The organism is Nocardia sp. NBC_01503, from assembly GCF_036327755.1.
In the GTDB taxonomy this organism is placed as follows: Bacteria; Actinomycetota; Actinomycetes; order Mycobacteriales; family Mycobacteriaceae; genus Nocardia.
In genome coordinates, this window is record NZ_CP109596.1 from 6,622,549 (window position 1) to 6,647,670 (window position 25,122).

Genomic DNA, 25,122 nt, shown 5'->3' on the forward strand with positions numbered 1-25,122 from the left:
TCCTGATCGGATGAGCCCAGGTGCGATATCCATGGTGACGATCGACCCGAAGCTGGAGAGCGTGACGACCGCGGGGCCGGAGGATGACCCCGCCGAGGCCGGGGTCGACCCGCGCGCGGTCGAAGCGGTCTGGGAATCAGTGCGCGACTGGTATCGCCTGGGTACCACGCCCGCGATCCAGATCTGTCTGCGCCGGGACGGCAAGATCCTGTTGAACCGGGCGATCGGCCACGGCTGGGGCAATGGCCCCACCGACGCACCCGATACGCCCAAACGCCTGATCACCCCGGATATGCCTTTCTGCGGCTTCTCCACCGCCAAGGGCGTCGCGGCGGCGCTCATGGTCATGCTCGCCGAACAGGGCGCGTTCGCGCTGAATGATCCGGTGAGCCAATACATTCCGGAGTTCGCCGCCATGGGTAAGGAACGGATCACGATCGGCGATGTGCTCTCGCATTCGGCGGGCGTCCCGTTCATCACTCCGCCGTACCGTGGCACGGATCTGGTGCTGGACGAGGAGTTGGCCGTACGCGGTCTGGCCGATCTGAAACCCAGCTGGCGACCCGGACGTTTCCGCGTCTACCACGCCCTCACCAGTGGATTGATCCAACGACTGCTGGTGCGGCGCGCCACGGGCAAGCCCATGCGCGACCATCTGCGCGAACAGGTCCTGGACCCACTCGGCTTCCGCTGGACCAACTTCGGCGTCGCCTCCGCGGATGTCGATCAGGTCGTCCCGAGCGTGAAGGTCGGCCCCGGCCCCTCCCGAGTCTGGCGACATCTGGCGGGCCGTGCCCTGGGCGGCGGCCTCTCCGGTCCCACCTCCGAATCCGACACCCGAGCCTTCCTCACCGCCGAACTCCCCTCGGGCAATCTCGTCACCACCGCGTACGAACTCTCCAGGTTCTACGAGATCCTCACGCGCGGAGGCGAATTGGACGGCGTCCGGATCATGCGTCCCGACACCCTGCGCATGGCCACCGCCCCCGCAACCCGCATCCCCGGCGCGGCCGGACGGGTCTCGGTGGCCGGCTACGAACTCGGCGCATCCCGTTCCAAATTCGGCCGCCACACCGAAACCCATTTCGGCCGAAGCGGTTTGACCACCCAGTACGGCTGGTCCGATCAAGCCCGCGGCCTCTCCGGCGCAATCCTCACCAGCGGCAAGGCGGTAGCCGATACCTCCCGCCCCTGGAAACTCGTCGCCCAGATCTCCGCGGCGATACCCCGCCACGGCTGAACGGCGGCACGAACAAGACGGCCGCCCGCGTGACTCCACGCGGGCGGCCTCGACTCTCCGATTCAGCTATCCTGCAGCACACCAAGCACATTGCCGTCGGGATCGGTCACGGTCGCCACGCGCCGCCCGCCGCCGACCTCGCGCACGGGCTCGTTCACGACCCCGCCGGCCGCGGTCACCTCGGCCAGTTTGGCCTCGATATCGGGGACCTCCCAGTAGGCCACCGGTCCGGTCATACCCTGTCCGGCACCGCCCGGTACCAGGCCGATGTGCTGGCCCTGCACCTCGTATCCGACGTAGTACGGCGAATCCGCGGAGGGTTCGACGCCGAGCAGCGCCGTGTACACCGTCTTGGCCTTCTCGAGATCGGTGACGGGATGCAGTACGGTCTTGATTCCCCTGGTCGTCGAGCCGCTCATGTTCACTCCTGAAGTCGATGTTTTCGCCTACAAGATGAGGCTAGTTTCGCCCCCGCAACCAAAGCTTCTCGATTCCTGATCAGTCTCGGCGAGACTCCAATTGCTTGCGCGCCTCGGCGAACCACTCCTGCGTGCCGACCAGACCGGCCTGAATATCCTTGCGCGCACCATTGAATCCGTAGAGGTTCCCGGCGAACACGGTGAGCACGGACCCCTCCTGCTCACCGAGCTCCTCCAGCATCTCGGCATCATCGAGCAGATACGCGACCCCGGCGATCTCCCCGCTCGACCACACCTCGCGATACTCGTCCCAGCTCTCCTTGCGCACCGCGACGGCGCGGTCGACCAGCTCCCGCTGCAGCGCTTTGCGATCCGCCGCGCTGGGCTGGCGAGATTTGAGGTGATCCCAGCTGACCGGTTCTGCGTCAGACACGTCCGGACTCCGTCCCTGTGGGTTGACTGTCCCTACCGAAAAACTCCTGCGCAATGTATCGCGCCGCGGAGATGCGGGAGTCCTCCAACTCGGGGCGCGGATAGGTGGATCGGAAGATCGCCTCACCGTCGAACATGTGAATCAGCGAGGTGGCGAGCAGTTTCGCGGTCTCGGGGGTGACGGCGGGGCAGAGCGCGGCCACCGCCATCTCCTCGACCTCATCGAGCAGTCCGCGCGCCACCGGCGCGAGCCGGTCGCGCAACTCCGGTTCGGTGCGCGCGGCCACCAGCAGTTCGAACCAGACCGTATTGGTCTGATCGCGGACCTGGGTGCGCACCCGGAGCATGATGTCGGCCAAATCGATTGGCCGATCACTGTTCTCGGGTCGGCGCAGCACCTGTACCGCGCGGATATGCCGATGCCGGACCTCATCGGCGGCGGCCACCACGAGATCGGTCCGGGAATCGAAGTGCCGGAAGATCGCACCCTTGGAGATGCCCGCGCGGCGGCTGATCTCACCCAGCGACGCATTGTGATAACCCACCTCGGCAATCGCCTCGATGGTGGCATCGACGAGGGCGGACCGGGTGGCGGCGCTGCGCTCGGCCTGGGTGCGCCTCGGTGCGACCGCCGTCATCGGCCTCGGGCCCGCAGGAATCGTCCGATTCGCCGGGTGCCCAGGGCGGGAGCGGGGACGCCGTCACCGAAGACGAATTCGCCGCCTACGAAGACGGCCGCGACCGCGCCGTCATTACGATTGACCATACGAGAGAGATTGTCATACTCGGGCACGGCCGCCTCGGCGTAGGCGTCCAAAGCGTCATCGAGGTGTTCGGGATCGATGATCACCAGATCGGCCCGATCGCCCTCGCGCAGCCGCCCGGCGTCGATGCCGTACCAGTCCGCGATCTCACCGGTCATGCGGTGCACGGCGCGATCGAGTGACATGAACGGCCGCCCGGCCTCTTCGGCGCGATGCACCCGGCGCAGGAATCGCAGCCCGAAGTTGTAGAAGGCCATATTGCGCAGATGCGCGCCGGCATCGGAGAAGCCCAGTTGCACACCGGGATCAGCGCTCAACTTGTCCAGGAATTGCGGCCGGTGATTGGAGATGGTGGTGCGCCAGCGCAGTTTGGTGCCGTGCGCGACCACCAGATCCAGGAAAGCATCGACCGGATGTACGCCACCGCGCTCCTCACCCACCCGGCCGAAGGTCTTACCGATGACACTGTCGTCCGGGCAGTCGACGATCTCGGCATCGAAGAAATCGCGATGCCAGACGCGCATGCCGAACTTCGCGTCGTACTCCTTGCGGAACCTGCGGCGATAGGACTCGTCCTGCAGCAGGGTATTTCGCTGCACCTGATCGGCCAGGTGCAGTGCGGCCGCGCCGGAGCCGAACTCCTCGAAGATGACCAGGTCGATACCGTCGGCGTACACCTCGAACGGAACGGGCAGATGCTGCCAGCGGAAATCCCCGCCGAGCGCGTTCACCACCCGGGCGAGCGGGCCCATGATGTAGACCAGGAACGGATTGGCCTTGAGATCCGCGGCCGAGAGCAGGGTGGTCTTGAGCCGACGCCGGAACAGTCCGACACTGCTGAAGGTCATGGCGGCGATACTGCGTGGGGAGGTCACGTCCGGTCCGGCCTGCAGCACGCGATCGCGTTGCCGCAGAATCGCATTGAGGCGGCGGCGTTCGCGGGCCTTGGCATAGGTCGAGGGCAGGGTGCGTGACCGGCACACATCACCGTCGAGCTTGTCGAACAGCAACTGCTGTGCCGACATACCGACGAAGCCCGCGTCCAGGGCCTCGTGCAGCGCCGCCTCCATGGCGGATTGTTCGGCGGCGGTGGGGCGGACCTGTTTCCGGGTGGCGCGATCCAAACCCATCAGCGCGGTGCGGACATCCGAATGTCCCAGCATCGCAGCGATATTGGGGCCGAGTGGCAGCCGCTCCAGGGAGGTGACGTACTCGTGCGCCGAGCTCCACCGCTGGTCCTGGACGGCCTCGATCACATGCTTGCGGGGAATCGCCTCGACGCGACCGAACAGGTCACCGGCATCGGTCGGCGTCACGTGCACGGTGGAGAGCGAGCATGAACCCAGCAGCACGGTGGTGATTCCGTGCCGGACGGATTCGGTCAGCGCGGGCGCTTTCAGCACTTCGACGTCGTAGTGGGTATGGATGTCGACCATGCCCGGCGTCACCCACTTGCCGGTGGCATCGATGACATTCGGGCAGTCCGATTCGTCGAGCGGGTCCGCCGAGACGCTCACGACGCGATCGCCGCGAAGACCGAGATGACGGATAGCGGAGGGCGCGCCGGTGCCGTCGAACCAGCGGCCGCCTTTGATGATCGTGTCGTAGCTCACCAGAAGATTGCAACCGATCGGTCACTAAGAGTCAATGGGCACTTGCACGAAGTGTTTGTCCGCTTTTCGTCGGCGGCGCGCCGACGTGATCGCATCGTCACCGCATGGAATGCCTCCTGTACTGCATGTTCCTGTCATTCTGTGGTGATGAAGCTCAGTGTTGAGCAGCCCGGCGGATCCTTCTACGACGCGGGCCACGCACCGGCCGAGGTGGCCGCCGATGCGATCTCGCCCGCGGCGGTGGTGGTCAATACCGAGCCGCAGCCCGCACCAGCGCCACCACCCGAGGCTCCCGCCCCTCCCGTGCCGCCGCTGCCCGACCTCACCATCTCCCTGGCGCGTCTCTACGACACCGCAAGCGGCCGTGAGGAATTCCGTCTGCTGCACCGCATCGGTTATGTGGACGACGCACCCGGCATAGGCGTCGGCACCATCCAGGTCCCCGCAGACCTCGAACACTGGACCACCGACCTCACCTCGGTGCCGTCCTTCCTCACCTGGCTGGTTCCCAAGACCGGCGCGCACCTGCCCGCGGCGATCCTGCACGACGGCCTGGTCCTGAACAAGGACGAACCCGCCAGCTACATCGCCGAACGGGTGATCCACCGCGACGAAGCCGACCGCATATTCCGTGACGCCATGGCCAAGACCGGCACCGGTCTCATTCGCCGCTGGCTGGTGTGGTCCGCCGTCACGGTCGCCACCATGCATGAGGCTAGGCAGGTCGACTGGACCTCAATCCAGAAGTGGCACTACCGAATCGCACTCTGGGGCACCCTGGGACTGATCGTCGTACTCGGTATCTGGGGAACCCTCGACCTCTTCGACACCCCTGGAGTTCCGAGCCTGCCATGGATGGGGGACCGGCCCCTGACCGCGCTGGTCGGCGGCCTCTCGGGTGCCCTCGTCATCCCCCTGCTACTCGGCCTCACCTGGGGCAAGTTCCGGATCGCCGGATGGATTGTCGGCCCGCTGATCGCCGTCATCATCCCGGCGGTGCTGCCGATCGTCCTGGTCGGCTGGCTGTATGTCGGAGTCGAGAAACTGCATTCCTGGCACCCGTGGCTGGCCGAGGCACTTGCCATCGTCGGCGTGGTCGCCGCATTCGGCGTCTTCATCGCGTCCTGGTGGTTCGCTTGACCCGCCCGAACGAGCGGTCGGTGCGGCTTCGAGGAGCCGCACCGACCGCTGTATTTCGAGGTCCGCGTGCGCGGTTCGGTTGAGCGTCAGGGCTTCTGGGCGCAGTTGGCGGGCGGGACGAGCCCCTGGTTGGCCACGTTGTCGCCGAGCAGGACGGTGATCTTCGCCTCGACGGGCGCCTGACCATTGGCCGCGATCTTCACGGTGAAGGATTCGGTCTTCTCCTGGGCGGTCGCGGTGCACAGTGCGGTCCAGGCGATCTTCAGTCCGTTGTCGATGATCGAGAACCCGGCGTAGCCCTTCTTGGGTTCGGCGCTGGTGACCTGAACGATCTTGGGGGACACCCCGGCCGGTGCGTCGACCAGATCGGTGATGGGGGTCTCGGCCCGGCCGAAGGTATTCACCGAGGCCCGGTCCTGCTTGGCGGTCATCTTCGCGGCCTGACCGGTACCGGCGGTCGTGGTGGTGAGGGTATTGGACGCCGCCGTTGTGTCGAACGCGCCGTTCGGTGCGAAGCCCTTCACGACGGCCTGGCTGGAGATGGCGGTATTCGCGGGAGTCTGGCCGTTGACCATGACGGTGAGGGTGGCCGATCCGGCATTGGCCTTGGTGACCTCGCCCAGGTTGAACACGACCTTGTCCGCACCCTGCCGAGTGCCGCCGCTCTGGTAGACCGTACCGCTCGGAATGGTCACCTCGGCAACGACATTGGTGAACGAGTCGTTTCCGATGGTGCTCACATTGAGCGTGCAGGCGACCTCGTCACCGGGGAAGAGGTTGCCGGGGGTCTGCACATCGCGGCATTCGAACTTGGTTGTCGGACCCGCCACGGCGTACGCCGGAGCCGTGCCGAGCTGGATCGCACCGGCGGCGAGTGCGAACGCCGAAGCGACCATTACGGCACGTTTCAGCGCGGGCTTGGGGGCAGTGGTCATGATCTTCTCTCACGTTTCTGCTGGGTGGTTTTCGGATCTGGACCCATCGTCGGCCGCGTGACTCTGCATCGACCAACGAAGCACTAACGGTGCGAAGTGGGACGGATGTACAGGGGTGCACAGTTTTTGGGGAGATACGTAGCAGTTGCGTTGCGTTGGGTGCGACCAAACGAAACGTATTCAAAATCAAGGTTGAGCGGGGGAATCGTCGAGGCTGACCGCCGATAACGTTCACTTATCGGGGGTCAGCACGGCGGCGGATCGTTTGGGGCGCAAAACGATTCGTTTCGTGTTGTTCCGTTGGAAATGACGAAACCAACGCTACGATTTGACGATGTCGAGCGTTTGCAACTACCCGGGATGCACCAAACCGATTACTCGAGGCGGGGGACCGGGCAGGCCGTCGGAATACTGTGGGCATCCGGATCACACGCGCTGGAGGGCGTGGCGGGAACGGCAGCGACGGCTACAGGAGGAGGTCGAGACACCGGCCACGAACGTCACTGTGACGCAACAGGGCCCGGTGACCGTGGCTCGAATGCGCGCCGATGAGTTGCTGATTCAGTTTCGAGCGCTCGCCGATCAACTGGGGAACACCCTCGCGGGCGCGGTGGCCGAATTGTCCACGCTGGCAGATCCTTCCGTCGCCGAAGCCCAGGTGCAGGCCGTACAGGCCGATGCGGCACGGCGGATCGCCGAGGCCGAGATGGCGGCCGTGGCGGCGGAGCGGGCCCGCCGGGAGGCCGAAGAGTCCAGGGAGGCCGCCGAATCCGCGGCCGAGGATGCCGCGGCCGCGGCCGAGCAGGCCGAGGCGCGGATCGCCGAGGCCGCGAGTTCTCGCGATGACGCCCTGCGTGAGGTGGAGCGAATCACCAAGCAGGCCGCCGATGATGTCTTCGCCGCCCGCACCGAAGCCGAGGCGGAGATTCGCACGATCCGGCGCGAGGCCCAGGAGGATGTGGAGCGGGCGAGGCAGCAGGCCACCGAGGAGATCGAGCTCGCGCGCTCCAAGACCGTCGCCGAGGTGGAGCAGGTACGGCGGGACAGCGCACAGCGGGTGACCGCCGCCGCGGCCGAGCGGGATCTGGCGGTGCAGCGGGCCGCCGATGCCGAACGCGCCATCGAACGCGCGGAACAGGCTGTTGCCGAACGCAATCAGGCGGTCGCAGATACGCGAGACGAACTGGGACGGGTCCGCACGGATTTGGAGCGCTCCCGCACCGAGGCCGCGACCGCCCGGCAAACCGCAGCGGCCGATCTGTCCGCACTGCGCACGGAGGCCGCTGCCACTCTGGACCACGCCCGCAAGGAGGCTGCTGCCCGAATCGCCGCGCTCGATGATGCCCGGCAGCAGATCCTCGCGCGTGCCGAGCGTGCCGAGCAGCAACTGGATGCCCTTGTGGCCGCACGCCGTTCGGTGGCCGGAAAAAGCACAGTTGGCGAATGACCGTCCGGTTCGTCACGTTTCGATGCACGCACGTGCGTACTGCACATGTGAAATGACATCGGAACGTGCAGCAATGCCGGAGATTTAAGAGGGCGTCCGGCGGTATCGTCAGAGGGAAAAGAGAGCTCCGCGCGGACCCGATCTGCAATGATCTTCAATCAAAGGTTCTGGCCGACAGGACTACCCGTGCACCGGCAACCGCCGGGGGGCACGGAAGGTAAAGGGGTGTCACTTGAATATCAACGCCATGCGAGCACGGCAATCCCGGCCGAGTGTGGCGCGCGTGTACAGCTACGTTCTCGGTGGACGAGACAACTACGGCGTCGACAAAAATGTCGGCGACTACTTCATGAGTGATCTGGCCGGTTCCGAGCAACTCGCCATCACGAACCGCGAAGCCGTCCTCCGCGCTGTGCACGGCATGGCCACCGATGGCATTACCCAATTCATCGATATGGGTTGCGGCTTGCCCGCCACCGAGAACGTCCACGACGTCGCGCGCCGCGTGCATCCCGATGCCAAGGTCGTCTACGTGGACAATGACCCGTTCGTGGTCGCGCACGGGCGCGCGCTGCTCGCCGTCGACGACGATGTCGACGCGATCGAGGGCGATGTCGGCAAGACGGCATGGATTCGCGAACATCCGGCGGTGGAACGGATCATCGATTTCGACCGGCCGGTGGGTCTGCTCTTCGCCGTCACACTGAGTTTCCTCGAGGACGATGAGGATCCGGCGGGTGTGGTGAAGTTCTGGACCGATCAGGTTCCGTCCGGAAGCCAGGTCTATATCTCGCATTTCCGCACCGGCGGCACCCGCGAGGCCAAAGCCACCGAACGCAAGATCCTGGAGGCGTTCGGCCGCGGCCGCTGGCGCACCGACACCGAGATCCGCGCCTTCTACGGCGATCTCGAAATCCTGGACCCGGGCATCGTCCCCTGCGCGCAGTGGCGGCCGCAGCCCGGCGAGGGCGAGCATACGCTCAGCGACTGGGAACAGATGATCGTCGCCGGTCTGGCGCGTAAGCCCTGACGCGCTATCGCCCAGTGGCATAAGGCATTCAGGTGATCCGGTGCGTTGACCTCAACGCACCGGATCACCTGTTTCGACGGCTCTCGCTCACCTGTAGCGCAGCCTCGTTGAAGGCGCGCACGCGTGCGGTCTCGCGCGCGACCCGCCAGACGAAACCCCATTCGACCGGTGGCGCGTCCCGGATCGGCAGATAGCTGACATCAGGTCGCAGGTAGAAGCGGGTCACCTGATCACCCACCACGAACGCGCCGCGGCCCGCACCGATCAGCGCGAGCATCTCCTGGAAGGTATGCGCGACCGGACCGTGCCGGATCGGAAGACCCCGCGGAGTGAAGTCCGGAATGCGATCCGAGAGCACCGACTGCGGCACCGAGGACGGCATGCGCAGCAGGGTGACCTGTGCTAAATCCTCCAGGGAGACAGTGGATTTCGCGGCCAGCGGATGACTGCGCGGGAGCGCCAGCATGCGCTCCTCGCTGATCAGCGTCGGCCCGGTGACGAGATCGGGCTCATCGATGGGGCGGCTGATCAGCACCATGTCATAGGCATTGCTGCGCCAGCCCTCCAGCCCCTCGCTGATCTGCACTTCCCGAAAGCGCACCTCCGCGCCGGGATGTTCGGACCGGAACACCTCGGTGGCCTCCAGAATCAGTTGTCCCGCAGCGGCTCCGACGAATCCGACATCGATCTTCCCGTCGGTGCCGCGCGCGGCCGCGGTCGCGCGATCCACTGCCGCCCGCACCTGCCGCAGACCCGGTACCAGATCGTCGTAGAGCTGCCGCCCGATCGGAGTGAGCGCCACCCTCCGGCTGGTGCGCTCGAAAAGTGGTGCGCCGAAGTGCCGTTCGAGTCCCTTGATGGATTGGCTGATACGCCCGGTCGATACGCGCAGTCGTTCGGCGGCATGCCCGAAATGCAGCTCCTCGGCCACCGCGAGGAATGCCTCGATCTCATACCGTTCCACGCGGCCTCCCTGTCCATCGTTGAGCGTAATGACACAACCATTGCCGGATACGTCGTTGTTCCCGTCCCGCACAGCGCTGATCCTCGAATCAGTCGGATGTCCACATGAAACGAGGAAATTCTGTGTATGACAAATCCACTGTCCTGGTGCTCGGCGGTAACGGCAAGACCGGTCGTCGCGTGGCGGACCGGTTGCGGGCGCTCGGGGTGCCGGTGCGGATCGGATCACGCACCGCGACACCGCCTTTCGACTGGGAGAATCCCGCCAGCTGGGCGCCGGCACTGCTGGATGTGCGCGCCGCCTACGTGAGTTTCCAGCCCGATCTCGCGGTGCCCGGGGCCCCACAGGCGGTGCGCGCGTTCGGTGAGATGGCCGCCGCCGCGGGGGTGCGGCGCCTGGTATTGCTGTCGGGTCGCGGTGCGGACGAGGCACAGTCGGCGGAGAAGCTGCTCGCCGAGGCCGGACCGGAGCTGACGGTGGTGCGCGCCAGCTTCTTCGCGCAGAACTTCACCGAAGGCCAATTCGCGCAACCGATTCGGGAGGGGCGACTGGTGCTACCGGTCGGCGCGGTACCCGAACCGTTCATCGATATCGACGATATCGCCGATGCGGCGGTGGCCGCGCTCACCGAGGACGGGCATGCCGGCAAGATCTACGAGGTGACGGGGCCGCGGCTGCTCACCTTCGCCGAGGCGGTGGCCGAAATCGCCGAGGCCACCGGACGATTCATCGAGTACGTGGAGGTCTCGCCGGAGGATTACGCCGCCGCGCTGCGGGCGGACGGTGCACCCGATGCACTGGTCGACTTGCTGATCTACCTGTTCACCACGGTGCTCGACGGCCGCAATGCCCAACCGGCCGACGGCGTGCGTCAGGCAACCGGTTCCGCCCCACGCGATTTCGGCGACTTCGCACGAGCGGCGGCGGCCACCGGCGTATGGCGACCGGACACCGTGTGAGGGTGGTCCACTGACATCGTGCGTCCGGGGACGCGCGGTTTCCGGACGCTACGCCAGCCCGAATGCCACCGACCGCAGTACCAGCGCGAGGATGAACACGATCGTGAACGCCAGATCGATGGCGAGTCCGCCGGCGCGCAGCGGCGGCAGCACCCGGCGCACGGGCGCGATCACCGGTTCGGTCCACTTGTGGGCGAAGCCGCGGGCCTTCAAGCCCCAGTCGGGCAGGTTGCCCGCGACCGCCATCCAGTCCAGCACCATGCGGGCGAGCAGCAGCAGGATGAATGCCGTCAGCAGCCAACCGAGTACACCGGCGATCAGACCCATGACCAACTCCTCAGTAGTGGCCGCTACGGTCGGCCGACGTGGCCGATCGTAGCGCCCTATTTCGGATACCGCCCGGTTGAGTGGACGGCGTGTCAGGAGCGGGGCTCGCGCCACATCTTCCACATCAGCGGCCCGCCCTCGGTGGCGTCGAGTTCGGCGGTCACCTCGAAGCCGAATCGCTCGTAGTACGGAACGTTCTCGGGCTTGCTGGACTCCAGGTAGGCCGGAAGGCCCTCGGCATCGCAGCGGTCCAGTCGTGCCGAGAGCAGTGCCTTGCCATACCCCTTGCCGCGCGTGGCGGGCAGTGTGCCGATGGAGGCCAGGTACCAGTGCGGCGGATCGTGTGGATGTTCGGCCGCCATCTTCTCGGCCATCCGACCGGCGGCAAAGAGGCGGCCGCGGAAGGCGCGAATCAATCCGGACAGGGCGCGCAGGTTGGTGTGCTCGCTCGAATGGCCCGGTGGTGCCCACATGGCAACTCCGACCAGATCGCCGGAGTCGTCCACGGCCACATCGATACCGCCGTGCTCGAAGTAGTTGTGCCGGGCCACGGTCGTGAACATGGTGGCGGCACGTCGAGCCCGTGATGCCGCGTCGGGGAGCAGCCACGTGACGATCGGATCGTCGGCGAAGGCGAGTCCGAGTACCCGCCCCAGCGTCGGGATATCCGAGCGTTGCGCCTGCCGGACGGTGATCTCCATTTCTTCACCGTACTGGCGGTGTCCGGTTCGTGCCCGCAAGACCGGGTGCACACCGGCCGACGATGCGAGTAGCGTCGAATACACGCGAGGGAAGTGGCGGAAATGGGTTCCAGGACAGCACGATACGCGGGGATGGCGGTCCTTTGCGCACTGCTGGGGGTGACCGGATGCGCGAGCGATTCGAATGGCTCCGGGCAGCCGACCACAACCGCAAGCGCCGCTACTCCGACGCAGGGCGCGGTCCCCGCGACCACCGACGCCCGGACCGGTAACCTGCCCCCGCCGACCTCACTCGCCTCGAATGTGCCCGCGGCATGCGGTAGTGGCCAGGTGGTGGTGGACGCGATCATCATGTCTCCGGGAATGGGCCATCGTGGTGTTCGCCTGAACTTCTCGATCGCACGGGACAGCCAGTCCTGCACCTTGAACGGATATCCCGGCGTGGACACCGGCTCGGGCGGTCCACTTCTGCATGCCGAACGCACCCTGCGCGGATATATGGGCGGCCTCCCCTCGGGCGATGACACCCCGCCGACCGTCCTGCTGGACAACACGCACGGTGCGCAGGCGATCGTCGAGGGGGTGGCCTTCGATTCCGATGGCAATCAGTGTTCCACCTACACCGATCTCCGGGTCACCGCGCCGAACACCACCGACACGGTGACCGTGAGCGCCCGAATCGACTCCTGCCACCTACAGATTCACCCGGTCACCGCGCTGCAGTAGCCAGGTTCAACCGCCGGGTCGCATCGTGGTCATGGGTGGGAACAACGGTGGCGAAATTGCGCGCCAGGTGTAGTCGATGCAGGGTCTTGAACGCTTCGTCGCGGTTCTCATCGACGAAGTTGCCCGGGAAGGCGGACCGCTGGCGAATCTTCTCCACCTGCAGTTCATGCCAGGCCGCATCGCCCGCCAGCAGTACCCAGCCCCGCTCGGTGTGGGCGAGGATGCCGATACTGCCGGGCGTGTGGCCCGCCAGGTCCACCAGCACAATGCTGCCGTCCCCGAACAGGTCTCGGCTGCGGGTGAAGGTCAGGACGGGCGGGCCGTCGAGTTCGAACTCGACCATCGGGCGGTCGATCAGCGAATCACGGACGCCGCCGACGGGTGCGACCGTCCCCGCGCTGATCCATTGATGTTCGGGGCGATGCAGGTGGATGGGCAGGCCGGGCAGGTCCAGCAATCCGCACACGTGATCCCAGTGCGCATGGGTGGGCAGGGCGAAATCGGGTGCGGGCAGATCGGGCCGCAATCCCAGCGCGGTAATGGTCGCCAGGGTCTCCGCGGGCGGCCGGACCACCCCGCGCAGGGCGGCGGGCAGTTGGGCAATCGCGCGATGTTCGGCATCGAGGCAGACGCTCGGGTCGACCAGGAAGGTCGCCTCCGGGTGCTGAACCACGAAGGTGGTCAGCGAATTGACAATGCGACGCGGTTGGAAGGTGCCCTCGACCACCATGGCCGTCGGCACCGAGCGCGGCGCCTGCTCGAGTGCGGTCACCCGCACGGTGCGGCTCGGATCGGGTAGGCCCGCATCGGTGATCGAGCGCAGAAAACGCTCGTCGACCGGGCGCGGGCGCACCATACCAAGCACCAGACCGGTTGCCGCGGCGCAGCATTGGGCCAGGCTCGGGGAACGTACTGGGTTCGACATCGGTTGCACTCTCCGTTCACGGTGCCCGGAAACCTGGACGGTTGCCGGGAGTGCTGGAAGGCTAAAACTTCACGTCGACATGAAGTAAAGAGGCGAATTGTGACCACCGCGCAGGATATGCGGATCGGCGATGCCGCGGCCGCACTCGGCATCGAGGCGCACGTGCTGCGGCACTGGGAATCGGTGGGCCTGCTCAACCCACCCCGGAGCCCCTCCGGCCATCGCAGCTACGACCCCAACACCCTCGACGTAGCGCGCATCATCCGGCTCCTGCAACGAGCGGGCCTGTCGCTGGACCAGATCCGCCAACTCGGCCTCAGCTCCTGCGATGACCGGCGGGGTCTGATCAACGACAAGCGCGCCGATATCGAGCGGCAGCTCGAATTGCTCCGAACCACCGATCGCTTCCTCGAGCATCTGACCGAGTGCAGCCACCCGATCATCGCGGAGTGCCCCGACTGCTCCGAATTCACCAGAGCCGAGCGAGGATTCCGCCACAGCCCACTATCCGGGCGTGCTTCCGGCTAATGGCGAGCACGTCAGAGCAGGGTGACCTGGACCGGTGCCCCGTGCGCGGGGACGTGGGTGATGTTCCGGATTCGTGAGCTCTCGCCGGTGACTCCGGCGGGTAGCGACAGCCGGTAGCGGGTGAGGATTTCGCGCAGGACCGCGGTGCCCTCCATGAGAGAGAAGCCCGCACCGATGCAGCGGCGCACGCCGCCGCCGAACGGTAGCCAGGTGTTGGGGCCGACCGATCCGTCCAGGAAGCGCTCCGGGCGGAAGTCGGTGCCGTCCGGGAAGCTGTCGGAGCGGCTGTGCGCCAACAGGATCGAGGTAGAGACGACCGTACCGCGCGGGAGCGACTGCCCGCCGATGGTCATATCGCGGGTGAGTCTGCGGCCGGTGGCGGCGATGACGGTGCGGCGGCGCATGGATTCCTTGAGCACCGCCTCCAGGTATTTGTCATCGCCGTCGTGGGCCGCGCTGCGGGCGGACTCCTGCACCTGCGGATGCACGGCGAGTTCATGACAGGCCCAGGACAGCGCCGAGGCGGTGGTCTCATGCCCGGCGAGCAGTAGCGTGATCAGCTGATCGCGCAGTTCCGCGTCGGAGAGCGGTGTGTCGGAGGGGTTTTCACCGGAGCCGACCGCGAGCAGCCGGGACAGTACGTCGGCCCGCTGGTCGAGATCGGGGTGCGCGCGACGCTGGGCGATCTCCCTGTACAGCAGCTCGTTCATGGCATTCTGGTTGTCGCTGAAGCGCTTCCACGGCCCGCGCCGATCCAGCCACGGATACTTCCAGCCGAAGAAGATGATCGGATTGATATTCACGATCCGGCGCAGCCGCGGTGCGAGTTCACCGCGCCGGTGTTCATCGGCCATGCCGAACACCACCTGCATGATGACGTCGAGGGTGAGATCGTTCATCCGGTCCAGGGTGTGCACCGTCGACCCGCTGGCCCAGCGATCGACATGCGTCTTGGCGATGGCCTCGACCAGTGTGCGATAACCCCGCAGTGACGATCCCGAGAAAGCTGGCATCAGCAATCGTCGTGCCCGTGCGTGCTCGGCCTCATCGGTGAGCAGCAGTGAATGCTCACCCATTATGTGCACCAGCAGCCGATTGCCTTCGCCCGCATGCAGATCCGCCGGATCCGCGGCGAAGATCTCCCGAATGTGGTCGGGCCGTGAGAACACCACCACGTGCTCCGAGTACGGCGGGATCAGGCGCAGTGTGAAAACATCGCCGTACCTGCGAGCCGCGTACTGCAACAGCGCTCCCCGCCACTTCGCGTACAGCAGTGTCTGAACAATGCTCGGCAACCGGGGGCCCGATGGATACGCGGTGCTCACAATGCTGATCCCTTCACCCGGGCCGCTCCGTCGCGACCGCCGGAGACGCTCATTACAGCCTAGAACGCTCAGCGCCTAGTCGGCAGAGCCGAAGATGTCCTTCGGCGGAGACTTCAACGGTAGCGGCGTGAGCTGGTTCGAATGCCCGGTCACCGGTGAGCAGAACTTGAATGGGCCCTCCGGGTCGAATAATTCGCGCATATGCGGGTCGGCGTGATCGAGGAACCACACGCTCAACCCGGTGTGGCTGTCTCTGCGCAGATGCTCCCAGGCGCGCCAGATGGCATCGAGGCGTGCTATGGCTTCGGCATGCATCCACCAGTCCCGGCACCAGACCCGCGTCCGATTTTCGGTGACATCGCGCCGGTACACCAGGCTGAGATAGTTCTCCACGAACTCCACCGCTGATACGTAGACATAAGTCTGCGCCCCTCCGTCAGTCATTCCTCTATTGAACAATGAGGGGCGACATCGCGCACGAACGTCACTGTGACGCAACCCGGTTCGGTGATCCGGTCGCTGAGATCAGCCTTCGGCCAGCTCGTCGGCGGATTCCTGTCCCGCCGTGCCGGTTCGGCGCAGGAAGTCGGTGATCACCTCGAGTTCGGCGTCGGAGTAGCGGGCGCAGACATCATCCATGCGGGTGTTCATTCCGGCGAGCACCTCGAACAGCTCGGAGTTGCGTTCGCGCACCGCGCGGATGGTAACGGCGCGGCGGTCGGTCGATTCCGGATCGCGTTCGCGCACAATCCATCCGGCCTTCTGTAGGCGGTCGAGGATACCGGTCAGGGTCGCCGGGTGCAGGCCCGCCCGGCGCGCCAGGGCGGTCGGCGCCAGCGGGCCGTGCCGATTGATGAGATCCAGACAGGTCCAGTCGACATCCCTGAGCTCGACCCGGCCGCCGAATCTCCGGTTGAGCAGTGCGAGCTGAATGTTCAAGTCGCGCACGGCCTCCTTGACCGCGGCCAGGCGCTGGCGCCGCTGCCGCGTCGCGGCCCGATCTGCTACTGGAGTCACCGCACCACTCTCGTCGGTTCGTATGGTTTCCGTATCATATCGTGGCGCGACGCGGCTCGGCCCGCAGCTCAGGCCGGTTCGACGCGGAAGACCGCTATCCGATCCGCCGCCGCGGCGATCCCATCCGGTGTGGACGCCTCCGCCAGGCCGGTGGTCACGAACCGATCCCCGACGCTCTTCGGACTGGTCCGCACCAATTCGCGCAGCAGTGAACCGCGCTCCTCGACCGGAACCTCGACCAGGCGCGCGGTCGCGGAGGTGCGCCCGCGAGTCAGCGTGACGGTATCGGCGTCCCTGGCATTGGCCACCCAGGCGGCCTTCGGAAACGCCTGAAAGATGTAGCGGCCGCCGTCGAGTTCGTTCACCGCGATCGGAAACGTGCGCGGCTGCCCGGTCTTACGGCCCTTGACGGTGAGCAGTTGCATCGGCCCGAAAGCTATTCCGCGGCGCTGCAACCCGACGATGACCTTGTTGATGGTGTTGGTCACGCGGCGGTACCTGTCTGCGTTCATGGAACCGAACCCTTCTGAGAAGCTATGAGATACGTACTCTACGAATAGCATATAGTATGAGTTAGATATGACATGATGGCCAGGCATGAAGGCTGGGAGCGGGCATGAATTCGCAACGGATCGACCCGACGGCGGTCGACTACGAGAAGCTGTACAGCGGAACCGAGGTCTTTCCCGGAGTCGTCGTGAAGCGACCCCCATGGGATATCGGCAGACCGCAATCATTGCTGGTGGCGTTCGAGCGGTCCGGTCGCATCACGGGCGAGGTGCTCGATATAGGTTGCGGCCCAGGCGATACCGCGATCCACCTCGCCGCACACGGTTACCGGGTGACCGGCATCGATATCGCGCCCACCGCCATCGCACAGGCTCGCGAACGTGCCGAGCGGCGCGGGGTGCGAGTGCGGTTCGAGGTCGCCGACGCCGCTGAACTCGACGGGTTCGGCGGCGGTTTCGACACGGTGGTGAGCAGTGCGCTGCTGCACTGCCTCGATCCGGAGCAGCGCCGGACGCATGTGTCCGCGCTGTCCCGGATTCTCGAACCGGGTGGCCGGTTGATTCAATTCTGTTTCACCCCGGCCGATCACGCCGAACTGTATGCGCCGTATCCGATCTCCGAGGCGGAGTTGCGTCGTCTCTTCACTCGACCGGAGTGGGCGATCACCACCTTGCGGAGCGATCGGCTGGAGGTGGCGGCCCCACCCGAGCAGATGTCGACGCGGTTCGCCCGGTACGACTTTCACCCCGAGCTCGATGAGCGGGGATCGATGCTGCTGCCCGTGCTGGTGCTCGAGGCGCAGCGGCGGGACACCCGGTCGGCGGACTGAGTCAGCCGCCGAAGATCGCGGTCGGGTCGCCGTCGAACCAAACATTCTCGATGCGCATGCGATGAATGAGCCAGCGCTCACCGTCACGAACCAGCTCGAGCTGATAGGGGTTCTTCAACAGCGCCCGGGTCGAGGGGTCCGCTATCAGCAGATGCTGGGCTTCGACCAGGGCGGTCATGCGGGCGGTGTCACCATCGATGGTGATGCGCGGGTTCGTCACCTGGTGGGTGGTGTTCACCCGATCGGTGAACATCGCCAGGATGGTGGTGACGATGGTGTCGCGCCCGGCCATCACCGGCGGCTCGGCACCCCAGGCCGCGGCCGCGGGCCGGAAGTCCAGCTCCGCGTCGGCGGTGAAGGCCGAGGCGAACAGGTCCCGGTCCTTGATGTCCTGCCCCAACCCGAATCGGTACAGGGCATCGGCGATTTCGGCCCGGTCACGCAGTTCGGCGGCGACGGCTCCCGAATCCGTGGCGGGCGCGGCCAGTGCCTGATGGGTGGTGCTCACTGTCGATCTCCTCATTCGTACGGTCGGGCGGTGTCATACTCCTGACCACTCGATCACACCGCATAACATGGGGGAGCGGGCTTTTCACGCCACGCATCGGACAATCGGCGCCTCTAGGACAGAAGGTGACCTAGTTCCTTCCTACCGTAGGGCCATGACCACTTTCGAGTCCTTCCGCATCGATATTCCGGCCGCCGCGATCGACGATCTCACTTCCCGCCTCGCGGCCACCCGGTGGCCGGATGAGCTGCCCGGCGTGGAGTGGAGCTACGGCATCCCGACCGGCTATGTCCGCGAACTCGCGGAGTACTGGCGCACCGAATTCGATTGGCGTGCACGAGAAGCGGCATTGAATCGGTTTCCGCAGTTCGTGACCGAGATCGACGGACAGCGGTTGCACTTCCTGCATGTGCGGTCGCCGGAGGCGGATGCGCTGCCGCTGGTGCTGGTGCACGGCTGGCCCTTCGAGGATTTCACCGAGGTGATCGGTCCACTCACCGATCCCGTCGCATACGGGGGAGTCGCTGACGATGCCTTCCACCTCGTGATTCCGACGCTGCCCGGCTTCGGTTTCTCCGGTCCCACCCGTCGTCCGGGTGAAGCCGCCACCGAGCGCAGTGCCGAGCTGATCGCGAAACTCATGGCGGCCCTGGGCTATACCCGATATGGCGCGCAGGGCGGTGACGCCGGTTCGTTCATCGCACCGCAGTTGGGCCGCATCGATACCGATCATCTGGCGGGTATCCATCTGAACGATCCCATCACCATTCCCTCCTGGGGTGATGACGGATCCGCCTACAGCCCAAGTGATCAGGCGAAGCTGGCGGAGATGCGGGATTGGAGCGGTAAGGAGACCTCCGGCTACGCGGGCATCCACTCGACGCGACCGCAGACCCTCGCGCCCGCGGTCTCGGATTCCCCGGCGGGCCTGCTGGCCTGGGTGCTCGATGTCGTGAACACCTTCAGCGATCCCGCCAAGCCCACGCCCGACGCCGCCATCGACCGCGACATGCTGCTGACCAATATCGCCACGCTCTGGTTCACCAACACCATCGGCTCCTCGATGCGCCTGTACAAGGAGTCCGGCCAGTGGGGTGCGGAGGTCACCGACTCGGGCGTCCCGACGGGGGTGGCGGTCTTCCCCGGGAACAATACGATTCGCGGTATCGCCGAGAAACAGAACACGGTCGTGCGCTGGTCCGAATTCGATCGCGGCGGCCACTTCGTCGCCATGGAGACCCCGGACCTGCTCACCACGGACCTGCGTGACTTCTTCCGCAAGCTCCGCTGACCGGACGCCGACGGCCATGCCAAGGTGATCTCATGGCACTCGTCTACGACACCACCCTGGTACCCGGCAAAGTCGACCTACTGGCGGCCTGGCTGCCCACCCGGCCCTGGTTTCGAGGCGGACCGAATCCGCGATTCACCAGGGCCGCGGGCGGCTTCCGGCTGGATGATCCGGCCGGGGAGGTCGGTATCGAATTCGTCGTGGTGACCGACGCCTCCGCTCCCGGAAAGGTCGTGTATCTGACGCCAATGACCTACCGTGGCGCACCCATGCCAGGCGCCGATGACGCCCTCATCGGCACCGCCGAACACGGTGTTCTCGGCCCCCGCTGGTTCTACGACGCACCCCACGACCCGGTCTTCGTCGAACAACTCGCGCGCCTCCTGGGCGGTCACGCGCAGCCCCAGCACCGCGACGACAGCGACACCGTCGACACCACCGTGACCGTCCTGACCGCCGACTTCGAAGTCCCCACATCCGGATTCGACACCGTCTCGGTCACCGACACCGCCACCTCGACGGAGATCTCCTTCGGCGCTGACCGTCCGGCAATCCGCCTGCACCGCACCATCACCCCCGACGCCTCGGCCGGAATCAGGGTGCAAGCGCCCTGGGATGAGGGCAGCGCGCGGGGCGTCTTCGTGAGTGTCGTGTAGCGCGGCACGCGGTGCCGACCTGCCGAAAGTGCCGGTCCACCGACGAATTGGACTTAACGGTCATACAATTCGGCTATGCCCACCAATCGGATCGAGGGGCGTATCGCGGTGTTTGCCGACTGGGCTTGGCAGGCACTGCTGGTCACGGGCGTGTGCTCGGTGGGGGTCGGGATCACGCTGGCGGTCTGGCCGAACAAGTCCGTGACGGTCGAGGGCACGCTGTGCGGGCTGGTGCTGTTGGCCACCGCGGCAATGCAGTTGATCGCGGCATTCGGTGCGAATATCGCCACCGCCTTGAAGGTGCTCCAGTTCATCGGCGGGGTTACCGCGCTACTGCTGGCGCTGTGGTGCATCAACAGCGGGCAGTGGGTGCTGTTGCTGGCCCTGTGGATCGGCATGGGCTGGATGGTTCGCGGTGTGGTGCTCGCGATCACCGCGGCCTGGTCGGACGAGTTCGTGGGGTCGGGCTGGCAGGAGATCATCGGGTTGGTCACCGCGGGTGTGGGCATGGTGGTCGCGGTGGGGCCGTTCGAAACGGTCACCTCGCTCTCGATCGCCGTCGGCTTGATCACCCTCGCACTGGGCGTCACCGAGATCTGGACCGCGGCGCGATTCGAGCGCAGCGGAGTCGGCGCTTCGGTCTGACGCGCGAAACCCGATTCACGACAATGTCATTCGCGTACGCTGAAGAACGTGTCCGAGATCGATCGACTGCATGACGCCAGTCGCGTCCCGCGCGCCGATCTCGCGGCGCTCGGCGATCTCGACGAGGGCCACTACGCCGTGCTACGCACCGCGTTCGAGCATGCCCGCGATAAACGCGAACGCGATCTGAGCGCGGCCATCGACCAGGGGCTGACCGTGGTGCCGGCCCTGGCCAGATCCGCCGTGCGCCGCATGCTGTTCAGCTGAGGCGATCATGACGAGTTTGGCGGCCCGCGCGGAAGTGGTGAAATTGGCCCGCGAACTCGATACCGAGCCGGAGAATCTGGCCTTCCTGCTCGACAGCGATCCCACCGCCATCCGACGGGTCCGTCAGCGCATGCATCATTCGCTCGACGCGCCGTATCGCCCGATGTTCCAGCGCCTGGCGAAGGTCAGCGCGCTGCTACCGAACGTCATCGCCATCTCGATCGCGACCCGGTTCTTCGGGCCCCTGCTGTGCGGGATGATCGCGAGCTCATTGAGCCCCGAGCGCGCGCGGGCGCTCATCGGAAATGTCCCGGTGGGGTTCCTGGCGGATCTCGCCCCGTACGTGGATCCGGAGGCAGCCGCACCGATCGTGCGCGAATTCGAGAGCCAGGTACTGGTACCGGTAATGCGAGAGCTGTTGCGCCGCAAGGATTACGTAACCCTGGCCCGCTTCCTGGTCGCCGCCACCGATCGACAACTCCTGGACGTGGTGCCCCATATCGACAACGCCGAGGACCTGCTCCAGGTCGGCTTCAATGCCGAACTCGACACCGTCGCCGACCGCTTCGAAGTGGTGCTGGCCCAACTTCCCGACGACCGTATTCGCGCCATCGTCGCCTCCGCCCACCAACAGGACCGCTTCGCCGAAGCCTTCACCTTTCTCCAATTCGTCAGCGATACCACCCTCGCCCGGGTAGCCGACGCCACCGTCGACATGGGTGATGAGGTGCTGGCCCATATGGTGGAATCCATCCACCGCGAAAACGCCTGGGCCGAGATGATTCCGATCGCGGACGTCATGTCCCCGATCAACCGCCAACTGCTGTTCGAACTCCCGGTCTGGACCGATGAAATGCTCACGGCGCTCACCCGGGCCGCGGAAGCGAACGGCCGCGGCGAGGAACTACTCGATTTCATCACCGAGGCGAGCAAACGCCTCGAATGACCGTGGCGCGGCTATCTGCTCGCGAGTGATCGCGGTAGTCCGAACCACGGGAGCACGGTGTCCTCGAAACATGTGAGGGCGCGGATTCGGTCGCCGGCGAGGGTGAGTACGAAGAGGCCGGTTCCGGGACGGCTACCGGTCGGGGTAGCCAGGTAGGCCCCGAGTGCGGGCTGACCGTTGGCTCGTGCCGGAATCAATTCCGATTGCTGCGCCGAGGCGAAAACGAGTGCGAGGAAGCGGGCCACGATGTCTCGGCCCCGGTATTCCAGCGGCATCGGTGGCATCGACATGAAGACGTCGTCGGTCAGCAGAGCCACCAGTGCGTCTATATCGGCGGATTCGTACGCGCCGACGAACTTCGCCACGATCGCATTCTCGGCGGGTGACCCGGAAACGGGAGCCGGTTCGTGCCCGACGACCGCGGCCCGGCGCTGCCGCAGGCTCGCGCGCGCCCACTTGAGGGCGCTCTTGACCGATTCGACTGTCGTATCCAGCAGTGCTGGGCACCGGCCTGCGTATCTTCGACGAGGCCGGTGCCAGAAAGCCGCTGCACCTGGTCGACACCCGGAAGATCGGTGACGAGTTGGTGCTCTACAGCTACGAATTCGTCGGGGACACCGCGCGAATGCGGTCGTAGACCGCGGCGACCTCGCCCGCTTCGCCGGTCTCCTGGAAGGTGAGCTGCCACCGGGTACCCGGCAGGCCGTCCTCGAACAGGTGATCACCGCCGCCGGCGATGGCGGGGCAGATGATGAGGTAGAGACGGTCCACGAGATCCGCGGCCAGCAGGGCCTTGAGGATGCTGGGGCTGGTGTTGACCAAGATGTCGCCGGTGCCGGTGGACCGGAGTTCGGTCACGGCGTCCGCCGCGGGAGCGTTCAGGACGCGGGTACGCTCCCACGGTACGTCGGTCAAAGTTGTCGAGAGGATGACCTTTTCGGCGTCGACGAGCCATTTGGCGTAGCCGCGGTCGCGCGGGTCGGCGTTTTCGTCGGTGGCCATGGGGGACCAGTAGCCGAGGAAGCCCTGCCCGTTGCCGCGGCTCAACAGGGCGGTGGTCGCGCCCTCGCACATGCGGGCCATGTGATCTCGGGCGGTATCGGTGCCCATGTACGGGACGATGGGAGACAGATCGCCGGGGCCGCCGGGACCGTTGTAGCGGCCGTCGAGGGTGATGCTGATATTCGCGGCGACTTTGCGTGTGGTCATGGCTTTACTTCCTTTTCGATGGTGTCGGTGAGGTTGTCGAGGACCTGGCCCCAGCCGGTTTCGATTCCGGCGATGAAGGGGACGGCCTCGACGGTCGTTTCGGTGATGGTCAGATCGAGTCGAAGGCGGGTGCCTTCGGGCACCGCGGCCAGAGCCAGGTCGTAGTGGCCGGTGAACATGACCGCGCCCGCGGCATCGAGGACCGAGAGGTCGTAGACCAGGTGTTCGGGATCGTATGCGGTGTGTACGCGGCCTTCGGAGCGGTACACCCGGCCTTCGGCATCGCGGTACTCGAGTACGGCACGGCCGCCCGCCTGCGGTTCGATGCGGCAATCGGTGATCGCCATCGACGGTGGGGCCCACCAGGATTCGAGTAGTTCGGGATCGGTCCAGTACCGCCAGACGGTGGCCGGGGGAACGGTCAGGGTGCGGTCGAAGCCGAAGGTGCGCCCATCGGCCCACCGATCCCGTTCCGCGATAAGCGTTTCCGATTCGATGGCGCTGCGGTAGCGATCCACCACATCGCGCTCATCCCGATGCGATTCGATGGCCGCGAGCAATTCCCCCAGTCGCCGCTCGAGGGCTTTGAGTGGTTCGGCCTCGACCGCGTAGACACGGCGCTGCCCGAGTGGAAAGACGGTGACCAGACCCGCCCGGGCCAGCGATTGCAGATGCTTGGTGGTCTGCGGCTGGCGCAGACCGGTCAACTGGGCCAGTTCGCCGACCGAGCGGGGGCGCTCGGTGAGTAGCTCGACCAGACGCCATCTGGCGCTGTCCCCGAGTGCTGCTGCGATCCGTTCCATATGCCAAAGTATTCCTTGAAGTGAATATTCTTGTCAAGGAATACTTTGAAGAAGGTTCTCGGCCGCAGTTCAGAGGTAGTAGTAACCGCTGTCCAGATCCTCGAACAGGGTCGGATGCTCAGGCTTCCAGCCGAGTAGAGCCGAAGTGGCCGCACTGCTCGCGGCCATATCGGTGCCGAAGAACCGGCTCAACCAGCCGAAGTGTTCGCCCGCCGCCGCTGCCGGAATCGAGACGACCGGCAACCTGAGTCCGCGACCGATGGCCTCGGCGATCTCACGGGTACCGATACCGGTCTCGGCCGCGGCGTGCAGGATCGCACCGGCCGGTGTCCGCTCATCGACGGCTAGTTGCACGAGTCTCCCGGCATCGAGGCGATGGACCGCTGCCCACCGGTTCGCGCCGTCGTCGATATAGGCCGAAACGCCTTTGGCGCGTGCGATTCCCACCAGCCCGGCCACGAATCCGTAGTCGCCCGCACCGTGCACACTCGGCGCGAAGCGAGTGACGATGGTGCGGACGCCCTGCTGTGCGAGCTCGAGTGCGAGGTTCTCACTGCCGCCGCGCGAGGAGTCGACGCCGTGGAACGGCGAGCGGTCCAGTTCGGTGGCGATGCGCCCGGGAGCCACGCAGAACAGTCCCGAGGCGAGCGCGAAGGGGCGCGGTGAACCCGCGAGGGTATCGCCGATGGTCTGCACGGTGTCGCGCTCGGCCTTGTTCATGACGGCCGGGTTGGTGAAGTCATGCTTATTGGCAAGGTGGACAACGGCTTCGGCCTTGTCCGCGCCGGCGCGGAGGATGTCGAGGTCGTCGAGACCGCCGCGCAGCACCCGAATTCCTTTGCGCTCGAGCGCATCGGCGGAGGCGTCCGAGCGGGCGAGCCCGGTGACGGTGTGCCCGGCGGCGAGCAGGTGATCGGCCACGCTCGAGCCGATCCAGCCGGTGGCTCCGGTAATGAAGATGTCCAT

32 protein-coding genes are annotated in these 25,122 nt (G+C 66.0%); 14 read left to right on the plus strand and 18 right to left on the minus strand.

Going from position 1 to position 25,122, the window contains the following annotated elements:
- Positions 1-10 precede the first annotated feature (10 nt).
- Positions 11-1,240, plus strand: a complete 1,230-nt coding sequence (locus OHB26_RS30215) for a serine hydrolase (protein WP_330180652.1) — start codon at positions 11-13, stop codon at positions 1,238-1,240.
- A 62-nt stretch (positions 1,241-1,302) separates the two neighbouring features.
- On the opposite strand, the gene OHB26_RS30220 is transcribed toward OHB26_RS30215, so the two are convergent.
- From OHB26_RS30220 to OHB26_RS30235, 4 genes are all read right to left on the minus strand, one after another.
- A complete protein-coding gene (locus OHB26_RS30220) occupies positions 1,303-1,659 on the minus strand; it encodes a VOC family protein (RefSeq protein ID WP_330180653.1) in 357 nt (118 codons plus the stop codon).
- A 79-nt stretch (positions 1,660-1,738) separates the two neighbouring features.
- On the minus strand, positions 1,739-2,092 hold the full coding sequence (locus tag OHB26_RS30225; protein ID WP_330180654.1) for a hypothetical protein: 354 nt from the start codon (positions 2,090-2,092) through the stop codon (positions 1,739-1,741).
- Positions 2,085-2,729 carry a TetR/AcrR family transcriptional regulator gene (locus OHB26_RS30230; protein ID WP_330180655.1) on the minus strand — a complete coding sequence of 215 codons (645 nt, stop codon included), beginning with the start codon at positions 2,727-2,729 and terminating at the stop codon, positions 2,085-2,087. Before OHB26_RS30230 ends, OHB26_RS30225 begins: the two co-directional genes overlap by 8 nt.
- Positions 2,726-4,468 (minus strand): N-acyl-D-amino-acid deacylase family protein, encoded by a 1,743-nt coding sequence (locus OHB26_RS30235; protein ID WP_330180656.1) that lies wholly within the window; start codon positions 4,466-4,468, stop codon positions 2,726-2,728. Before OHB26_RS30235 ends, OHB26_RS30230 begins: the two co-directional genes overlap by 4 nt.
- Before the next feature lie 147 nt (positions 4,469-4,615).
- Here OHB26_RS30235 and OHB26_RS30240 point away from each other — a divergent pair, with 147 nt between their 5' ends.
- Positions 4,616-5,608: a DUF1353 domain-containing protein gene (locus OHB26_RS30240; protein ID WP_330180657.1), complete on the plus strand. Its 993-nt coding sequence runs from the start codon at positions 4,616-4,618 to the stop codon at positions 5,606-5,608.
- Between the two features lie 86 nt (positions 5,609-5,694).
- On the opposite strand, the gene OHB26_RS30245 is transcribed toward OHB26_RS30240, so the two are convergent.
- On the minus strand, positions 5,695-6,543 hold the full coding sequence (locus OHB26_RS30245) for a hypothetical protein (protein WP_330180658.1): 849 nt from the start codon (positions 6,541-6,543) through the stop codon (positions 5,695-5,697).
- Between the two features lie 505 nt (positions 6,544-7,048).
- Here OHB26_RS30245 and OHB26_RS30250 point away from each other — a divergent pair.
- Positions 7,049-7,990 (plus strand): hypothetical protein, encoded by a 942-nt coding sequence (locus tag OHB26_RS30250; RefSeq protein ID WP_330180659.1) that lies wholly within the window; start codon positions 7,049-7,051, stop codon positions 7,988-7,990.
- A gap of 232 nt (positions 7,991-8,222) precedes the next feature.
- On the plus strand, positions 8,223-9,020 hold the full coding sequence (locus OHB26_RS30255) for an SAM-dependent methyltransferase (protein ID WP_330180660.1): 798 nt from the start codon (positions 8,223-8,225) through the stop codon (positions 9,018-9,020).
- Positions 9,021-9,084: 64 nt separating this feature from the next.
- Here OHB26_RS30255 and OHB26_RS30260 read toward each other — a convergent pair whose 3' ends face one another.
- On the minus strand, positions 9,085-9,984 hold the full coding sequence (locus tag OHB26_RS30260) for a LysR family transcriptional regulator (RefSeq protein WP_330180661.1): 900 nt from the start codon (positions 9,982-9,984) through the stop codon (positions 9,085-9,087).
- 104 nt (positions 9,985-10,088) lie between these two features.
- Between OHB26_RS30260 and OHB26_RS30265 the strand changes: the two genes are divergently transcribed.
- Positions 10,089-10,943: an NmrA family transcriptional regulator gene (locus tag OHB26_RS30265; RefSeq protein ID WP_442942748.1), complete on the plus strand. Its 855-nt coding sequence runs from the start codon at positions 10,089-10,091 to the stop codon at positions 10,941-10,943.
- Between the two features lie 48 nt (positions 10,944-10,991).
- Here the strand turns inward: OHB26_RS30265 and OHB26_RS30270 are convergent, their stop codons facing one another.
- Both OHB26_RS30270 and OHB26_RS30275 read right to left on the minus strand, forming a co-directional pair.
- Positions 10,992-11,270 carry a YggT family protein gene (locus OHB26_RS30270; RefSeq protein ID WP_330180663.1) on the minus strand — a complete coding sequence of 93 codons (279 nt, stop codon included), beginning with the start codon at positions 11,268-11,270 and terminating at the stop codon, positions 10,992-10,994.
- 92 nt (positions 11,271-11,362) lie between these two features.
- Positions 11,363-11,971 (minus strand): GNAT family N-acetyltransferase, encoded by a 609-nt coding sequence (locus OHB26_RS30275; RefSeq protein ID WP_330180664.1) that lies wholly within the window; start codon positions 11,969-11,971, stop codon positions 11,363-11,365.
- A gap of 132 nt (positions 11,972-12,103) precedes the next feature.
- On the opposite strand from OHB26_RS30275, the gene OHB26_RS30280 reads away from it, so the two are divergent.
- The gene (locus OHB26_RS30280; RefSeq protein ID WP_330180665.1) at positions 12,104-12,697 is read left to right on the plus strand and encodes a DUF4232 domain-containing protein; all 594 of its coding nucleotides are present in this window, start codon (positions 12,104-12,106) and stop codon (positions 12,695-12,697) included.
- Here OHB26_RS30280 and OHB26_RS30285 read toward each other — a convergent pair.
- Complete coding sequence (locus OHB26_RS30285) at positions 12,681-13,622, minus strand: MBL fold metallo-hydrolase (protein ID WP_330180666.1); 942 nt, start codon at positions 13,620-13,622, stop codon at positions 12,681-12,683. The two genes, OHB26_RS30280 and OHB26_RS30285, sit on opposite strands and share 17 nt — an antisense overlap.
- A gap of 99 nt (positions 13,623-13,721) precedes the next feature.
- On the opposite strand from OHB26_RS30285, the gene OHB26_RS30290 reads away from it, so the two are divergent.
- On the plus strand, positions 13,722-14,150 hold the full coding sequence (locus OHB26_RS30290) for a MerR family transcriptional regulator (protein ID WP_330180667.1): 429 nt from the start codon (positions 13,722-13,724) through the stop codon (positions 14,148-14,150).
- A gap of 11 nt (positions 14,151-14,161) precedes the next feature.
- Here the strand turns inward: OHB26_RS30290 and OHB26_RS30295 are convergent, their stop codons facing one another.
- The 4 genes from OHB26_RS30295 to OHB26_RS30310 form a co-directional block, all read right to left on the minus strand.
- The gene (locus tag OHB26_RS30295; RefSeq protein ID WP_330180668.1) at positions 14,162-15,475 is read right to left on the minus strand and encodes a cytochrome P450; all 1,314 of its coding nucleotides are present in this window, start codon (positions 15,473-15,475) and stop codon (positions 14,162-14,164) included.
- Between the two features lie 75 nt (positions 15,476-15,550).
- On the minus strand, positions 15,551-15,919 hold the full coding sequence (locus OHB26_RS30300) for a DUF4913 domain-containing protein (RefSeq protein ID WP_330180669.1): 369 nt from the start codon (positions 15,917-15,919) through the stop codon (positions 15,551-15,553).
- 81 nt (positions 15,920-16,000) lie between these two features.
- A complete protein-coding gene (locus OHB26_RS30305; RefSeq protein ID WP_330180670.1) occupies positions 16,001-16,492 on the minus strand; it encodes a MarR family transcriptional regulator in 492 nt (163 codons plus the stop codon).
- Positions 16,493-16,560: 68 nt separating this feature from the next.
- Positions 16,561-17,004, minus strand: coding sequence for a nitroreductase family deazaflavin-dependent oxidoreductase (locus OHB26_RS30310; protein WP_330180671.1), 444 nt, complete (start codon positions 17,002-17,004; stop codon positions 16,561-16,563).
- Positions 17,005-17,108: 104 nt separating this feature from the next.
- Here OHB26_RS30310 and OHB26_RS30315 point away from each other — a divergent pair, with 104 nt between their 5' ends.
- Entirely contained in the window at positions 17,109-17,831 is a 723-nt protein-coding gene (locus OHB26_RS30315; protein WP_330180672.1) for a class I SAM-dependent methyltransferase, read from the plus strand.
- 1 nt (position 17,832) lies between these two features.
- On the opposite strand, the gene OHB26_RS30320 is transcribed toward OHB26_RS30315, so the two are convergent.
- Positions 17,833-18,339, minus strand: a complete 507-nt coding sequence (locus OHB26_RS30320; protein WP_330180673.1) for a nuclear transport factor 2 family protein — start codon at positions 18,337-18,339, stop codon at positions 17,833-17,835.
- Positions 18,340-18,493: 154 nt separating this feature from the next.
- Here OHB26_RS30320 and OHB26_RS30325 point away from each other — a divergent pair, with 154 nt between their 5' ends.
- From OHB26_RS30325 to OHB26_RS30345, 5 genes are all read left to right on the plus strand, one after another.
- The gene (locus OHB26_RS30325; protein ID WP_330180674.1) at positions 18,494-19,630 is read left to right on the plus strand and encodes an epoxide hydrolase family protein; all 1,137 of its coding nucleotides are present in this window, start codon (positions 18,494-18,496) and stop codon (positions 19,628-19,630) included.
- A 32-nt stretch (positions 19,631-19,662) separates the two neighbouring features.
- Complete coding sequence (locus OHB26_RS30330; RefSeq protein ID WP_330180675.1) at positions 19,663-20,286, plus strand: maltokinase N-terminal cap-like domain-containing protein; 624 nt, start codon at positions 19,663-19,665, stop codon at positions 20,284-20,286.
- Between the two features lie 75 nt (positions 20,287-20,361).
- Positions 20,362-20,931 (plus strand): DUF308 domain-containing protein, encoded by a 570-nt coding sequence (locus OHB26_RS30335; RefSeq protein WP_330180676.1) that lies wholly within the window; start codon positions 20,362-20,364, stop codon positions 20,929-20,931.
- 48 nt (positions 20,932-20,979) lie between these two features.
- Positions 20,980-21,198 (plus strand): hypothetical protein, encoded by a 219-nt coding sequence (locus OHB26_RS30340; protein WP_330180677.1) that lies wholly within the window; start codon positions 20,980-20,982, stop codon positions 21,196-21,198.
- Positions 21,199-21,205: 7 nt separating this feature from the next.
- Entirely contained in the window at positions 21,206-22,144 is a 939-nt protein-coding gene (locus OHB26_RS30345) for a hypothetical protein (RefSeq protein WP_330180678.1), read from the plus strand.
- A gap of 11 nt (positions 22,145-22,155) precedes the next feature.
- On the opposite strand, the gene OHB26_RS30350 is transcribed toward OHB26_RS30345, so the two are convergent.
- Positions 22,156-22,509 (minus strand): nuclear transport factor 2 family protein, encoded by a 354-nt coding sequence (locus tag OHB26_RS30350; protein WP_330180679.1) that lies wholly within the window; start codon positions 22,507-22,509, stop codon positions 22,156-22,158.
- 131 nt (positions 22,510-22,640) lie between these two features.
- Between OHB26_RS30350 and OHB26_RS30355 the strand changes: the two genes are divergently transcribed.
- Positions 22,641-22,781 carry a hypothetical protein gene (locus tag OHB26_RS30355; protein WP_330180680.1) on the plus strand — a complete coding sequence of 47 codons (141 nt, stop codon included), beginning with the start codon at positions 22,641-22,643 and terminating at the stop codon, positions 22,779-22,781.
- Here the strand turns inward: OHB26_RS30355 and OHB26_RS30360 are convergent.
- The 3 genes from OHB26_RS30360 to OHB26_RS30370 all read right to left on the minus strand — a co-directional run bounded on the left by OHB26_RS30360 (position 22,742) and on the right by OHB26_RS30370 (position 25,122).
- The gene (locus OHB26_RS30360; protein ID WP_330180681.1) at positions 22,742-23,353 is read right to left on the minus strand and encodes a dihydrofolate reductase family protein; all 612 of its coding nucleotides are present in this window, start codon (positions 23,351-23,353) and stop codon (positions 22,742-22,744) included. The genes OHB26_RS30355 and OHB26_RS30360 overlap by 40 nt on opposite strands.
- Positions 23,350-24,156: a metalloregulator ArsR/SmtB family transcription factor gene (locus OHB26_RS30365; RefSeq protein ID WP_330180682.1), complete on the minus strand. Its 807-nt coding sequence runs from the start codon at positions 24,154-24,156 to the stop codon at positions 23,350-23,352. The genes OHB26_RS30360 and OHB26_RS30365 overlap by 4 nt, the downstream gene beginning before the upstream one ends.
- A 69-nt stretch (positions 24,157-24,225) precedes the next feature.
- Positions 24,226-25,122 carry an SDR family oxidoreductase gene (locus OHB26_RS30370; RefSeq protein ID WP_330180683.1) on the minus strand — a complete coding sequence of 299 codons (897 nt, stop codon included), beginning with the start codon at positions 25,120-25,122 and terminating at the stop codon, positions 24,226-24,228.